The 13,845-nt window shown below is 69.4% G+C and carries 17 protein-coding genes and 1 pseudogene; 6 read left to right on the top strand and 12 right to left on the bottom strand.

The window, feature by feature from the left end; translation table 11 throughout:
* Positions 1-2 precede the first annotated feature (2 nt).
* The 12 genes from UAJ10_RS03715 to UAJ10_RS03660 all read right to left on the bottom strand — a co-directional run bounded on the left by UAJ10_RS03715 (position 3) and on the right by UAJ10_RS03660 (position 6,374).
* Positions 3-854 carry a hypothetical protein gene (locus UAJ10_RS03715; RefSeq protein WP_322914015.1) on the bottom strand — a complete coding sequence of 284 codons (852 nt, stop codon included), beginning with the start codon at positions 852-854 and terminating at the stop codon, positions 3-5.
* Between the two features lie 11 nt (positions 855-865).
* Entirely contained in the window at positions 866-3,106 is a 2,241-nt protein-coding gene (locus UAJ10_RS03710; RefSeq protein ID WP_322914014.1) for a TOMM precursor leader peptide-binding protein, read from the bottom strand.
* Between the two features lie 27 nt (positions 3,107-3,133).
* Positions 3,134-3,415 (bottom strand): NHLP leader peptide family RiPP precursor, encoded by a 282-nt coding sequence (locus UAJ10_RS03705; RefSeq protein WP_322914013.1) that lies wholly within the window; start codon positions 3,413-3,415, stop codon positions 3,134-3,136.
* 46 nt (positions 3,416-3,461) lie between these two features.
* Positions 3,462-3,755 carry an NHLP leader peptide family RiPP precursor gene (locus tag UAJ10_RS03700; protein ID WP_322914012.1) on the bottom strand — a complete coding sequence of 98 codons (294 nt, stop codon included), beginning with the start codon at positions 3,753-3,755 and terminating at the stop codon, positions 3,462-3,464.
* A gap of 20 nt (positions 3,756-3,775) precedes the next feature.
* On the bottom strand, positions 3,776-4,057 hold the full coding sequence (locus UAJ10_RS03695; protein ID WP_322914011.1) for an NHLP leader peptide family RiPP precursor: 282 nt from the start codon (positions 4,055-4,057) through the stop codon (positions 3,776-3,778).
* Positions 4,058-4,064: 7 nt separating this feature from the next.
* A complete protein-coding gene (locus UAJ10_RS03690) occupies positions 4,065-4,343 on the bottom strand; it encodes an NHLP leader peptide family RiPP precursor (protein ID WP_322914010.1) in 279 nt (92 codons plus the stop codon).
* Between the two features lie 65 nt (positions 4,344-4,408).
* A complete protein-coding gene (locus tag UAJ10_RS03685; protein ID WP_322914009.1) occupies positions 4,409-4,696 on the bottom strand; it encodes an NHLP leader peptide family RiPP precursor in 288 nt (95 codons plus the stop codon).
* A 39-nt stretch (positions 4,697-4,735) separates the two neighbouring features.
* Positions 4,736-4,990: an NHLP leader peptide family RiPP precursor gene (locus UAJ10_RS03680; RefSeq protein ID WP_322914008.1), complete on the bottom strand. Its 255-nt coding sequence runs from the start codon at positions 4,988-4,990 to the stop codon at positions 4,736-4,738.
* Positions 4,991-5,035: 45 nt separating this feature from the next.
* Positions 5,036-5,323, bottom strand: coding sequence for an NHLP leader peptide family RiPP precursor (locus tag UAJ10_RS03675; RefSeq protein WP_322914007.1), 288 nt, complete (start codon positions 5,321-5,323; stop codon positions 5,036-5,038).
* A gap of 77 nt (positions 5,324-5,400) precedes the next feature.
* Positions 5,401-5,682 carry an NHLP leader peptide family RiPP precursor gene (locus UAJ10_RS03670; protein WP_322914006.1) on the bottom strand — a complete coding sequence of 94 codons (282 nt, stop codon included), beginning with the start codon at positions 5,680-5,682 and terminating at the stop codon, positions 5,401-5,403.
* A 76-nt stretch (positions 5,683-5,758) separates the two neighbouring features.
* Positions 5,759-6,037 carry an NHLP leader peptide family RiPP precursor gene (locus UAJ10_RS03665; RefSeq protein ID WP_322914005.1) on the bottom strand — a complete coding sequence of 93 codons (279 nt, stop codon included), beginning with the start codon at positions 6,035-6,037 and terminating at the stop codon, positions 5,759-5,761.
* 58 nt (positions 6,038-6,095) lie between these two features.
* A complete protein-coding gene (locus UAJ10_RS03660) occupies positions 6,096-6,374 on the bottom strand; it encodes an NHLP leader peptide family RiPP precursor (protein WP_322914004.1) in 279 nt (92 codons plus the stop codon).
* A gap of 172 nt (positions 6,375-6,546) precedes the next feature.
* On the opposite strand from UAJ10_RS03660, the pseudogene UAJ10_RS29830 reads away from it, so the two are divergent.
* The 6 genes and pseudogenes from UAJ10_RS29830 to UAJ10_RS03635 form a co-directional block, all read left to right on the top strand.
* A pseudogene (locus UAJ10_RS29830) lies at positions 6,547-6,927 on the top strand (response regulator); the annotation flags it as partial.
* 131 nt (positions 6,928-7,058) lie between these two features.
* Positions 7,059-7,307: a response regulator transcription factor gene (locus UAJ10_RS03655; RefSeq protein WP_322914494.1), complete on the top strand. Its 249-nt coding sequence runs from the start codon at positions 7,059-7,061 to the stop codon at positions 7,305-7,307.
* 25 nt (positions 7,308-7,332) lie between these two features.
* The gene (locus UAJ10_RS03650) at positions 7,333-9,285 is read left to right on the top strand and encodes a sensor histidine kinase (protein ID WP_322914003.1); all 1,953 of its coding nucleotides are present in this window, start codon (positions 7,333-7,335) and stop codon (positions 9,283-9,285) included.
* Between the two features lie 256 nt (positions 9,286-9,541).
* Positions 9,542-9,997, top strand: a complete 456-nt coding sequence (locus UAJ10_RS03645; RefSeq protein WP_322914002.1) for a (2Fe-2S)-binding protein — start codon at positions 9,542-9,544, stop codon at positions 9,995-9,997.
* A gap of 8 nt (positions 9,998-10,005) precedes the next feature.
* Complete coding sequence (locus UAJ10_RS03640; protein ID WP_322914001.1) at positions 10,006-12,180, top strand: xanthine dehydrogenase family protein molybdopterin-binding subunit; 2,175 nt, start codon at positions 10,006-10,008, stop codon at positions 12,178-12,180.
* Positions 12,180-13,511: a cytochrome c gene (locus tag UAJ10_RS03635; RefSeq protein ID WP_322914000.1), complete on the top strand. Its 1,332-nt coding sequence runs from the start codon at positions 12,180-12,182 to the stop codon at positions 13,509-13,511. Before UAJ10_RS03640 ends, UAJ10_RS03635 begins: the two co-directional genes overlap by 1 nt.
* Positions 13,512-13,845 lie beyond the last annotated feature (334 nt).

Genomic DNA, 13,845 nt, shown 5'->3' with positions numbered 1-13,845 from the left:
CGTCAGGCACAGGCCAACGCCGGTGTCGGCTGCATAAGCTCGGCCAGCAGCGCGCGCATGGCGTCATCGCCGGGGTAGTCGTCGCCCCCGCCCATGATGCGGGCGGTGTTGAACGCCTCCCGCGCGATGACGGCGCGGTCCGGCGCCGGCAACCCGGCGATGAACTCCAGGCTTTCATCGACGTGGCCGATGTCGCTGCCCACGGCGCTGTGCACCCGCAGGCAGCGGGTGGCGAAGACGCCGGCCGGCAAGGCGGCCTCCACCTCGGCGATGACCTCGGCGGTCACGTTCAGGCTGGTGCGTTCCAGGACATAGGCGTAGCCCAGCACGGCGATGGGCTCCTCCGCCTCCGCCAGCGCCCGGTGCCGTTCCGCCAGAGCCACCGCCGTGCGGGGGCGAAGACGTTCCACGAAGGTCGCGGCCGGCAGGCCCAGGGCCTCCATGTCCAGCCAGGCCAGGGTGTCGTGTCCCGTCTCCTCCTCCGCCACATGGCGGCAGTGCGCGGCGACGGCGTGCTGGCCTCGCTCCTCCAGTCGGTCGGCGGCGCGGCGCATGGCGCCCGGCGTGACACCGGTGGTGCGCCAGCCGGCGGCCAGGCCGTGGACGTAGCGCAGGAACACGTCGCGCTGGGCGGAGGACGGCCGAGGCCCGGTTGCGGCCGCCACGGCGGCGGAGAAGCCGGCATACATGGCGCCGGACATCAGTTGCCGTGTCGCCCGCGCCGAGCCCCGCGCCGACAGGCTGTCGGCCGGGCCCGGTTGCCAGGGCGGCAGGCGATGCAGGCGGAACCGCCCTTCGGAGGCTTCAAGATACAGGCCGCCCGGCAGGGAAAGGCTTTCGGAAAACTCACTCATGGCGGGTCCCCTCACACGAAGATGGGAATGGGGTTGAGTTCGGCCTCGGCCAGCGGCCGGTCCAGCCAGCCCAGGCGCACCGGCACGTCGTACAGCCGGCCCGGAGCGAAACGCGCCCAGAAGTGGCGTAGGCCGGGGACGACCACCTTGACCACCGGCAGGCCCAGTTCCGCCCGCGTCTGGTCCAGAACCAGCATCTCCAGCCCGGCGCGGTCCAGGATGGACAGGCAGTGGTCGATGTCGGCCAGGAAGTCGCCGCTGTGCTGCACGGGGAAGTCCCCGTGCCGCGCCGGCGCCTGGGCCGGATCCGGCGCCAGGTAGGGTTGGTTCGCCAGCGTGGCCGTCTGCAGCCAGTGCAGCGTCTCCGGATCCTCGATCTTGCCTTCCACCTCGGCGGTGGCCAGGCCCAGCATCTGGTTCATCTCGGCATAGGCGCGCTGCAGGGCGATGCGGGCGTCCAGGTGGCAGCCCAGGCCGAACAGGATGCGTTCCTGCGGGGCGCCGACCTCACGGGACAGGGCCACGAACACGGGGATCCCCAAGTCCGAGGTCAGGTCCAGCGCCCAGGTCTCCCGGCCATGCTTTTCCCGGTAGTGTCGGGCGATGCGCGGCAGATAGGGATCGTTGAAGGTGTCGGTCGCGACACCCCGGCGACGCAGGCGGTTGTACCACCACAGCGCCGTGGCATCGCGCTCCACCAGTTCGAAGAAGCCCTGCAGGATGGCCTCTTCCCGGGTGTTGCCGGCGGCGTTGCCGTTGGAGCACCCCATGGCGTAGAAGTCCGGACCCGTGCGCCCGCCATCGACGCCGTAATAGACCAGCTGCGTCGGCAGGTGCTTGAACCGCTTCTCGGTCAGCGACCACAGCGGCGTCCAATCCACGGCGTGGTCATCGGGCAGCGGGCGCGGCGTGATGTTGAAGACCGACTGCTTGGCGTTCTGCGCTTCGCGGTCGGCGAATTGGGCTTCGCTATAGCCCATGACCGCGTTGGGATGGATGGCTTCCCCCGCCGGCCAGTCGCGCCAGGCCCGGCGCACCCGCACCTCGTCGCCCACGATTTCGCCGCTGCTGCGCTCCAGCGCCTCGCACAGGGCGCTGACCTTGGCCTGCGTCTCCGATACGCCCTTGCCGGCGCTGCTGCTGCGCAGGCTGCGCTTCAGGTCGCGCAGGCTGCCGATGGGCCGGGCGGCATTGGACCCCGCGACATAGACATGGGCCAGCGTCTCGTCCGGCGCCGTCGCCGGTTGCAGCAGGGTGACGACGCCGGTGATGGGGCTGACCAGGTGCCGGTAGGCCGCCAGCGTCGCTTCCGGCGACACGCTGCGGTGGCCGCCATCGGACTGGAAGGCGGCCCGACCGGCGCCCAGCGCCACGGGCCGGGCCGCCGGCTCCGCCGGTACGCCGCAGGCGGGACAGTGCGGGTTGCGCGACAGGACATGGGTCTGCTGGGCATGGGTCAACCAGTCGCGGCTGATCACCTGGCCTTTCAGCGCGCTGGGCAGGCCCGCCAGGATCAACGCCGCCTCCAGCGCCACGGCATGGCAGGTCGCGGCCAGGGTGACGGCCAGCCCGACCGGCGGCACCAGCGGGCCCTGGACATCCATCTTGGCCGCCGCGAAGCGGTGGGTGGCGCGGTTGCGCGCCAGGCGCCGCCGCAGGCACTCCCAACATCCGGTGGCGCCGGGTTCGAAATGGGGGCCCAGCCACCGCTCCCGCCCGCCGGCGCGCGCCAGCAGCCAGGGGCGGCCCGCCGCCAGCGCCCGGGCATTGATGTCCTCAAGGTCCGGCCGCAGGTAGTCGTCGGCAAGGACAAGCCACAGGTCGGCCGTCTCCGGCCGTTCTTCGGTCAAACCCGCTGTCGCCAGCGCCGCCCGCAGGGGGGCCGCGTCCACCTCGCCAACGGTCATCAGCGCCACGCGCCGGGTGGCATGCGCGTCCTGGACCGCCCGGGCATCCGCGCCCGCCGCCTGCCAGAAGCCGGCCACGGACGGGGCGAGGCCTGGCACCGGTGCCGCCAGATGCCCCTGTTCCTCCATCCGGCCCAGGGCGAAGTAGACGCGGGCGGCGTCCACCTGCCCCGCCAGCGCGTCGGCGATGTCGTCGGCCGTGCGCCGGCCGTCGATTAGCGGCACGACCTTCTCATACGCGGCGCCGTGCAGCACCTTGGCGCCGTCCTCGGTCAGCAGCAGGACGCCTTCCCCGGGGATGACGGCGGCGCGCAGGTGCGCCTTGAGGGCGGGAATTCTCAACATGGGATGGATCGCGTCTGATTGGCTGGATCAGAACATCGGCGCGCAGGCCGAATGGGCGGCCAGGTCGAAGCCGCCGGAGACCACGTCCAGTTCCTCATCGCTGAGGTCGGCGGGCCGCGCCGGCAGGACCAGCGTGCAGGCGGTAGCGGTGTTTTCGGCCACCGTCACGGCCATGCCCGCCGGGATCTCCACCCCCTCGCCCCTGAGGACGGTCACGGGGTCGGCCATCAGGCGGCTCTTGAAGGCGTCGTCCGCCCAGGCCTTGGCCACGACGCGGCCATAGGCTTTGGCTTTTTCCTCATGGGTCATGGCGCAATTCCTCTCTTGATCGACAATGGAAAGGCCGCAAGGCCGGTCAGATGGCGCAGTTGGCGCAACACAGGCACCAGTTGGCGCAGTAGGACGGATCGGCACCGCCCACGACACGGCCCAATTCCTCTTCGGTCAGGTCCGCGGGCTTGGCCGGCAGCACCAGGGTCCGCGCCGTGCCCGTGTCCTCCACCACCCGGATGGCGACGCCGGCGGGCAGATCCATGCCCTCACGCCGCAGGACGGTCGCCGGGTCGGCCAGCAGACGGGCCTTGAAGGCCTCATCGGTCCAGGCCTTGGCGACGATCCGGCCGGCAAGGGCGGCGTTCCCCTGGCTCATCCATCCCCCCTCCGGCCATCTCATGGCCATTGCATGAAGCTGTCGTAGCAGACGGTCGACAGGACCCCGGCCACGCCCTCAAGCGCGTCCTCCGCCAGATCGAGGGGCCGCATCGGCAGCACCAGGGTCTGACTGGTGGCGGTGTCCTCCAGCACCTGGACCAGGGCGCCGACGGGCAGGTCGATGCCCTCATCCCTCAGGATCGCCGCCGGGTCCGCGAGCAGACGGGCCCGGAAGGCCTCGTCCCCCCACGCCTTGGCGATGATGTCATCGATCACCGCGTCGCTTTCCGCCTCCGTCATGGCGGTGTCAAAAAGTCGAGCCGCAGGGGATGACGCACAGGATGGCGCCGGCGGCGGTGGTGTCCAAATCCTCGTCCGACAGGTCGGTGGGCCGGGCCGGCAGCACCAGGGTGTAGGCGGCGGCGGTGTTCTCCACCACGTTGAGCGCGATGCCGGCCGGCACCTCCACCCCCTCGGCTTTCAACACCGCCGCCGGGTCGGCCAGCAAGCGGGCCTTGAAGCCCGCATCGGTCCAGGCCTTGGCGATGATGCGGCCGCTGACCTTGGCGTTTTCTTCGTTCAGCATTTGCATATCCTTTCCATGTCGATACCGGCCGGCGGCGGCATGTGCCGCCGCCTGGCACCTTGGGTTTAGAAGCAGAAGCCACCGCTGCGGGGATCGCAGAGAACGCTAGTAAATCCCCCCGCGGCACGATCCAGGTCGTCATCGGACAGGTCCGCCGGCCGGGCCGGCAGCACCAGGGTCTGGACCGTGGCGGTATCCTCCACCACCCGGAAGGTGGTTCCCGCCGGAAGATCAAGGCCCTCGGCCGTCAGCACGGCGGCGGGATCGGCCAGCAGCCGGGCCTTGTAGCCCTCGTCAGCCCAGGCCTTGGCGATGATACGGCCGGTGATCTTCAGGTTTTCTTCGTTCGTCATCTCAATCGTTCCTTTGAATGGTCCGGCATCGCGCCGGCTCTAGAGGGTGAAACACCACCCGAAGCCGCCGCCGATGCCGTCCAGTTGATCGTCGGACAGGTCCGTGGGCGGCACCGGCAGGATCAGGTTGAGGTGCGTGGCGGTGTTCTCCACCACGCTCACGGTCACGCCCGCCGGGAAGTCGATGCCTTCCGCCGCCAGGACGGTGGCGGGATCGGCCAGCAGCCGGCCCCTGAAGCGATCGTCGGCCCACGCCTTGGCGATGACCTGATTGAGAATGTTCGCGCTCAGCATCGCGCCTTTTCCCCAAGGTTCCTGGGCCGCCATTCCTTCGAGAAATCAGAACGTGTAGCCCTTGGGCGGAGGCGGTGGGCCGGGGACTGGGCGCCCGCCGGCCACACCGCCCAGATCCGCGTCGGACAGTTCCGTGGGCTTGGCCGGCAGCACCAGGGTCTGAACCCCAGCCACATCCTCCACCACTTTGAAGGTGACGCCCGCCGGAAGGGCGATGCCCTCCGCCGTCAACACGGCGGCCGGGTCGGCCAGCAGGCGCGCTTTGAAAGCGTCGTCCACCCAAGCCTTGGCGATGATCTTGCCGGCGATTTTCGCCGTCTCTTCGTTCGTCATTTTTCCGACTTTCGAAGTTGATGGGCGGATTCCTCGCCGATCCCGGCGTTCCTCACCGCCTATCGTCTGCGATTTGATCAGAGGCTCAGGCAAACGCCGCAGAGCCAGCATCCGCCACCGCCACCGGAAACGGCCCCCAGATCCTCATCGGACAGGTCCGCCGGCCGGGGCGGCAGCACCAGGGTCTGAACAGCGGCACTGTCCTCGATCACCTTGAAGGTCACGCCGGCGGGCAGTTCCAGCCCCTCGGCCTTGAGCACGGTGGCCGGGTCGGCCAGCAACTTGGCCTTGAAGCCCTCGTCAGCCCAGGCCTTGGCAATCACCTTGCCGGTGATCTTCGCGGTCTCTTCGTTCGTCATGTCGTCAGTCCTTATGATTGTTGTGAACCTCGCGTGCCGTCACAACGGCACGAGTCAACATCTCGTGTCGCTGGTATTAGAGGCAGAAGTCGCTTGACATGACGCAGCTGCACCAGCCGCCCGCGACCTCATCCAGATCCTCGTCCGCCAGGTCCGTCGGCCGGGCCGGCAGCACCAGCGTGTATCGGGTCGGCGTGTTCTCCAGCACCGTCACCGTCAGGCCCGGCGGGATGGCCAGACCCTCGGCCTGCAGGACCGCCACCGGGTCGGCCACCAGCCGCGCCTTAAACCCATCGTCTGACCAAGCCTTGGCCACCACCCGGCCATAGGCCCGGGCGCTGTCTTCACCCACCATCTCGTCTCTCCTTGATCTTAAAGGATGTGCCGGCTCCCGTCGGACGGGACCGCAAAACTCACAGGCTGAGTTCGCAGAAAACGCACCAGCTGCAGGCACCACCCGCGGCCCGGTCCAGGTCTTCGTCGGACAGGTCCGTCGGCCGGGCGGGCAGGACCAGGGTCTGCACGGCGGCGCTGTCCTCAACCACCTTGAAGGTGACGCCGGCCGGCAGTTCCAGGCCCTCGGCCGTCAGCACAGCGGCGGGGTCGGCCAGCAACTTGGCCTTGAAGCCATCATCGGCCCAGGCTTTCGCGATGACGCGGCTGGTGATCTTCAGGTTTTCCTGCGCGCTCATGCTCATACTCCCCGATCTTGAGTGGCGCAGCCGAGTGCTTGCAAATACCGGCCGTCTCCGTACCGTTATTGGCATCCCCATGTACTGGCTGCCGATCTCGTGTGAGAGTATTTACGGGGCCGGATCTTGTCTGTAGAACAAACGCGCGACACTGGCTGTCGCACACCCCTGTATGGCAGTGCCCCCTATGCAGCCCACGCCCACCGATCCGGCGCCGTCCCGTGTCGCCGTCGCCATCGTCGAGGACGACGCCGGCTTCCTGGACGCCTTGCGCCAGGCGGTCCGGACCGCGGCCGACCTGCGGCTGACGGGCGTCGCCGTCACGCGCGCCGACGGGCTGGCCCTGCTGGACGGGCCGCCGGCCAATGTGCTGCTGGTCGACTTGGGCCTGCCGGACGGCAGCGGCATCGACATCATCCGCGCCGCCGCCCAGCGCTGGCCGGAATGCAGCATCATGGTCAGCTCCAGCTTTGGGGATGAGGCGCACGTCATGCGATCGATCGAGGCCGGGGCGGCGGGCTACCTGCTGAAGGACAGCGCGCCGGTCCGCATCGTCGATGAAATCCGCAGCCTGGCCGCCGGCGGCAGCCCCATCAGCCCCATCATCGCCCGGCAGATCCTGCTGCGCTTCCGCGACCGCGGGAGCGATGTGGCGGCCCCCCCCCTGGGCCGGCCCAGGGCCCAATCCAGGGCGACACCGGCCCCGCCGAGACCGGCGCCCATGAGGAAGCCCCCTCGCTGCTGTCCCCGCGCGAGAAGGAGGTGCTGGCCCTCATCACCAAGGGCTTCACCACGGTGGAGGTGGCGCGGATGCTGGACCTGTCGCACTTCACCGTGCGCACCTTCGTGCGACGCATCTACAGCAAGCTGGAAGTCACGTCCAAGGCCGAGGCGATTTACGAGGCCAGGACCCTGGGCCTGTTGAACAGTTGACCCCCAGGGCCCGTGACGACCGCTGATGACTTTCCGTCCCGCCTCCCTGTTGGCCGCCGCCGTCCTGCTGTTCTCCGTGATGTCGCTGTTGATCGCCGGCATCCACGAGGTGGCGGGGGGACCGGGGAAGGCCGTTCGCCTGATCCAGGCGGAGGTTCTGACCGGCGGCGGCGACACGCCGGCCCGACCGCCGGCGACGCTGGATGGCCGGGCGCCGGCCGGCGCCTGGCGGCCGATCACCCTGCCCTATGCCGAACCCATGGTGCCGGTGGATAAGACGGTGCCGGCCATGGCGCCCGGCCATCCGGCCACCACCTGGATCCGGGTGTCCGCGCGTGATCTGCCGGCGGGTACCGGGCCCCTGGCACTGTACGGCGCCCGCGTCGACACCGACGGGCCCTATGCCATCTACGTGAACGGCAAGCTGGTCGATTGGCGGCAACGCCAGGGACGGCCATGGAACGGCCTGTTCACGCCCCTGTGGCTGGTGTTGGACCCGGATGCCGGCGCCGCGCGGCCGGACGACATTCTGATCCGCCTGGACCATGCCCCGACCACGCCGGTGGCCCTGTCCTCGCTCTGGCTGGGGCCGGAGGCCGCCTTGAGCGTCCGGCACCGCACGCGCCAGCTGCTGCAGCGTGAACTGCCCATGGCGCTGAACTCGGCCTTCCTGGCGGTGGGCGTGTTTTCCCTGTTCGTCTGGCTTCGCCGCCGTCACGACACCGGCTACCTGCTGTTCTTCGGCCTGGCCGCCATCTCGTTCGCGGCCCATCTGCACTTCTACCTGGATGTGCCGATCACCAGCGACTGGTTCGCCTGGCTGACCATCAACGCGCTGTTCTGGCTGATCGTCATCCTCCACCTGTTCCTGCGCTCGATTTACGGCCGGCCGCTGGTCCTGCTGACGGCCGTCGTGGTAGGGGTGACCGGCGTCCTCACCATCCTGACCCTGCCCGTGGTCGGCATGCTGCCCGTCCTGCCCAGCACACCGGTCGTCGTGCCCCGCATCTACGCGGTCGCCGTGGTGATGGCGGCCACGGTCAGCGTGGTGGGCGTCGCCTGCGCCTGGCGGCGCTTTCCCGAGGCGCGGCTGCTGGCCGGGGGCCTGGCCCTCTGCACCGTGCTGGGCCAGACCGACTGGATGATGCACAACCACGTGCTGGGCCCCGAGGGCTGGTTCCTGGGCGCGTACACCAACGCCGTCACCTTCGCCATGTGCGGCACGGTAATGTACCGGCGCTACGTCGCCGCCATCGCGGAGGTGGAGCGGGTGAACGCCAGCCTGGCGGAGCGGCTGCGCGCCCGCGAGGCGGAACTGGAGATCAGCCACCAGCGCCTGCGTGAGGCGGAGCGGCGCCAGACCATCAGTGAGGAGCGTCAGCGCCTGATGCAGGACATGCACGACGGCGTGGGCGCCTCGCTGATCAGCGCCATCCGCTCGGTCGAGCAGGGCGCCGTGGACGATGCCAAGGTCTCGCAAATCCTGAAGGGTTGCCTGGACGATTTGAAACTGGCCATCGATTCCATGGAACCGGTGGACGCCGACCTGCTGCTGCTGCTGGCCTCACTGCGTTATCGGCTGGAGCCGCGGCTGGAAGGATCGGGCATCACCCTGGTGTGGGACGTGCGGGACCTGCCGACCCTGGCTTGGCTGGACCCGTCCAGCGCCCTGCACATCCTGCGCATCCTGCAGGAAGGCATCGCCAACATCCTGCACCACGCCCAGGCCAGCCATATCCGCCTGGGCACCGCCCCCGATGCCCGGCACGGGCGGGCCGGCGTGCGCGTCACCATCGAGGACGACGGCCGGGGCTTCGACACCGAAGCGGCCCTGACGGCCGCCGGTGGCCGGGGCCTGCGCAACCAACAGCGCCGCGCCCAGGCGGTAGGCGGCTCGGTCGCCTGGGCGTCCGGCCCCATGGGGACGCGCTTCACGCTGTGGCTGCCCCTGAGCCAGAACGCCGCCGCGGCCGACTGAGCCGGCAAATGTCGTTGCGCAGTCGGCAACGCCCCGCAGGCAAAAATGGCGCGGAAATACAAATTTATTTTATAATACAACAGCTTGTGAAATACCGCCTGCACGGCAGGCGCCCCGTCGATGCCCCCGCCCCCACCCGCGGTATAATTCCGCAACCACACCGTTCTGCGCGAAACTCCGGAACGTACGCCTTCAGGGCGCCGCTTTCGCTGGCGGCGTCCCGGATGGGCAAGGGCCGCCAGAACGGGGAAAATCCATGGTCAAGCTTTCGATCAACGGCACCATCCATGATGTGGATGTGGAGCAGGACACGCCATTGCTCTGGGTGCTGCGGGACGTCCTGGGGATGACCGGCACCAAGTTCGGGTGCGGCGTCGCCCAATGCGGCGCCTGCACAGTCCACCTGGACGGGACCCCCGTGCGCTCCTGCCAGCTCGCCATCGGGGACGTGGGCGACATGCCCGTCGTCACCATCGAAGGCATCGGCGCCACCCCCGCCGGCGCCAAGGTGCAAAAGGCGTGGATGGACCTGCAGGTGGCGCAGTGCGGCTATTGCCAGTCCGGCCAGATCATGTCGGCCGCGGCGCTGCTGGCGCAGACGCCGGCGCCCAATGACGTCGATATCGAGGCCGCCATGGCGGGCAACATCTGCCGCTGCGGCACCTACGTCCGCATCCGCGAGGGCGTGAAGCACGCCGCCGCCCTGACGTGAGGCGCATGATGGACAAGCATCCTTCCATATCCGGCACCTCCCGCCGCGACGTGCTGCGCGGCCTGGCCTACGGCGGCCTGTTGTTGGCCGTCGACCTGCCGCTGGGCCGCCTGGCGGTGGCGGGCGAGAACACCCCGGCCGTGTTCGCGCCCGACGCCTTCATCCGCATCGCCGGTGATGGGACCGTCACCCTGATCATGCCGCAGGTGGAAATGGGCCAGGGCATCTACACGGCCCTGACCATGCTGATCGCGGAGGAGCTGGATTTGCCGCTGGCCGCCGTCCGGCTGGAGGCGGCACCCGCCAGCGACGCGCTTTACGGCAACCCCATCTTCAAGATCCAGGCGACCGGCGGGTCCACCTCCGTCCGCGCCTACTGGACGCCCATGCGCAAGGCCGGAGCCGCCGCGCGCGCCATGCTGGTGGAGGCGGCGGCCAAGCGCTGGCAGGTGGCGCCGGCCAGTTGCGAGACCCGCGATGGCAGCGTCCTCCACGCCGCCAGCGGCCGGTCCCTGTCCTATGGCGACCTGGCGGCGGCAGCCTCGCGCCTAACCCCGCCGGCCGATCCACCGCTGAAGGATCCCAAGACCTTCCGCCTGTTGGGCAAGGCCCAGACCCGTCTGGACATCGAGGCCAAGGGCAACGGTTCCGCCCAGTATGGCATCGACGCCATGCCGCCGGGGGTGAAATTCGCCACGCTGACCAGCTGCCCGGTGCCGGGCGGCAAGGTCAAAAGCGTCGACGACACCCAGGCCCGCGCCGTGCCGGGCGTGCGGCAGGTGGTCGTGCTGGACGATCTGGTGGCCGTGGTCGGCGACCACATGTGGGCGGCCAAGAAGGGCCTGGACAAGGTGGCCATCACCTGGGACGAGGGGGCCAACGCCACGCTGTCCACCGACAGCCTGCGCGCGGCCCTGCATGAGGCCGCCAAGCAGCCGGGCGTGGCCGTGAAGAACGAAGGGGCGGATGCGCAGCCGGGTGCCCCCGGCGTGATCAGCGCCAGCTACGAGCTGCCCTTTCTGGCGCACGCGCCCATGGAACCGATGAACTGCACGGTGCACCTGCGGCCGGGCGCCTGCGCCGTCTGGACAGGCACCCAGGTGATGACGAAGGCCCAGGCCATGGCGGCGCAAGCCGCCGGCCTGAAGCCCGAGCAGGTGACCGTCCACAACCATTTGCTGGGCGGCGGCTTCGGCCGGCGGCTGGAGGTGGACATGATCGACAAGGCGGTGCGTATCGCCGCCCATGTCGACGGCCCGGTGAAGGTGGTGTGGACGCGGGAGGAGGACATCCAGAAGGCGATGTACCGCTCCACCTACGGCAGCTGGCTGTCCGCCAAGCTGGAGAACGGCAAGCCGGTGGCCTGGCGCCACAAGGTCGTGGGGCCTGCCGTCATCGCCCGCTGGCTGCCCCCGGCGTTCAGCGACGGCATCGACATCGACGCCATCGATGGCGCCGCCGACCAGCCCTATGCCGTCGGCGGCTTCCACGTCGACTACGTCCGCCATGAGCCGCAAGGGGTTCCCACCTGCTTCTGGCGGGGCGTGGGGCCCAACAACAATATCTTCAGCATCGAAAGCTTCATCGACCGGCTGGCACGCGAGGCCAAGAGCGACCCGCTGGACTTCCGCCGCGCCTTGCTGACCGCCAACCCCCGCGCCCTGCAGGTGCTGAACACGGCGGCGGAGCGTGCCGGCTGGGGCACTCCCCTGGCCACCAAGGCGGGCGAGCGGGTGGGGCGGGGCATTTGCCTGCAGACGGTCTTCGGCAGCTTCCTCTCCACCATTGCCGAGGTGGCGGTGGGTGACGATGGCGCGGTGCGGGTGCGCCGCCTGGTGACGGCCGTGGATTGCGGCATGGTGGTCAACCCGGACGGCGTGATCTCGCAAATCCAGGGCGGGCTGGTCTTCGGCCTGTCCGCCGCCCTGCATGGCCAGATCACCTTTGAGAAGGGGCGCGTGCAGCAGAGCAATTTCCACGATTACCGCGTCGTCCGCATCGATGAGATGCCGGCGGTGGAGGTGCACCTCGTGCCCTCGACCGAGGCGCCCGGCGGCATTGGCGAGCCCGGCACCACCACGGTGCAGCCCGCCGTGGCCAACGCCATCTATGCCGCCACCGGCGTGCAGCTGACGCGCATGCCCATAGACCGGACACTGCTGGCCAAGGGAGGGCGGACCTGATGCGCGGTAGCTCGAAGAAGGCGGCCTTGCTGGTCGCCGGGGTCATTGTCGTGGCGGGCGCCGCCGTGCTGGCCCGGATGGTGTTTCTGCCCGGCGCATTGGATTTCGCCGGCGGCCATCAGGTTGGCCTGGCGGATTTCAAGGGCCCCTCGCCCACCGGCGTGCCCAAGGAACTGGCCAACGCCGCCCTGCTGGAACGGGGCGCCTATCTGACCGCGGCCGCCGACTGCCAAGCCTGCCACACGGCGGAGGGCGGCACGCCCTACGCCGGCGGCCGGCCGTTCAAGCTGCCCTTCGGCACCCTGTACACCCCCAACATCACCCCCGACGCGGAAACGGGCATCGGCCGCTGGAGCGACGCGGACTTCCTGAAGGCGGTGCACAAGGGTGTGGCGCCGGGCGGGCGGCGCCTCTACCCCGCCTTCCCCTATGCGTCGTACACCCTGATGACGGATGAGGACGTGCTGGCCATCAAGGCCTATCTGTTCTCCCTGGCCCCGGTGCGGCAAGCGAACCTGCCCGACACCTTCGCCTTCCCGTACAACCAGCGCTGGCTGATGTTCTTCTGGGGCATGCTGTTCAACCCCGACCACCGCTTCATGCCGGTGGCCGAGCGCGGTCCGGAATGGAACCGGGGCGCCTATCTGGTCGAGGGCGCGGCGCATTGCGGCGAATGCCATACGCCGCGCACGCCGCTCCAGGCCATGGACACCCGGCACAAGTTCGCCGGCGGCCAGGCGGAGGGGTGGAACGCCTACAACATCACTCCCGACGTCCCATCGGGCATCGGCGGCTGGTCCGCGGAGCAGATCGAGGCCTACCTGGCCCATGGCCACGCCAAGGGCAAGAGCGTCGCCTCCGGCCCGATGCGCGAGGCGGTGGAGTTGAGCTTCTCCAAACTTAGCCCGTCGGACATCGCGGCGATGCGCAGCTATCTGCAAAGCGTGCCGGCGGTGCGCACCAGCCTGCCCGCCCCGGCCGGCTCCGCCCCGCGTGAGCATGGCGCCACCGTGGCCGACAACCTGGACGGCAAGCGCATGTTCGAAGGCGCCTGCGCCAGTTGCCATGCCTGGAGCGGCGCCGGCGTCAATTCGGCGGAGGCCCAGCTGACGGCGAAGCGGGCGGTGAACGACCCCAGCGCGGCCAACGTCGCCCTGATGATCCTGAAGGGTTCGGGTCCCCAGGTCGCCGGCCGGCCTTATATGCCAGGCTTCTCCGGCGCCTATTCGGATGAGGAGATCGCGGCGGTGGCCAACTATGTGACCGCCCGCTTCGGCGCGGCCCCGTCGAGAATCACGCCCGGCGATGTCGCCAAGCTGCGCCTGGAATAGCGCCGCCCCGGATCCTCGCCGGCCTGCGCGGCGGGGACCGGGAATACCACTGCCCCGGGCGTCCATATGGGATGCCCCTTTGGAAGTCGCCATCCAGCGACCAGCGGGGCGTGGTCGCGTCAAGCAATGTATGCCTTACGGGTGTATGCCACTAATCGCGTCAATGACTTGAGGATCATTGGCAGCATAACTGCCGTACACTTCTGACAATTTCTATGAGATGCGCGCCATGGTTGCGTTATGGTCCCCGTGCTAGCCGCCTGCCGACGGGGTAGGCGACTACGGGCGTATTCGCGAACCGGGGCGGGCCGGTGACGCAGTGTCGACGGCAGAG

It is taken from the genome of Nitrospirillum guaranorum (assembly GCF_034653275.1).
GTDB lineage: Bacteria > Pseudomonadota > Alphaproteobacteria > Azospirillales > Azospirillaceae > Nitrospirillum.
The sequence above is the reverse complement of the archived record's forward strand: the minus strand, read 5'-3'. Positions and strand labels throughout refer to the sequence as shown.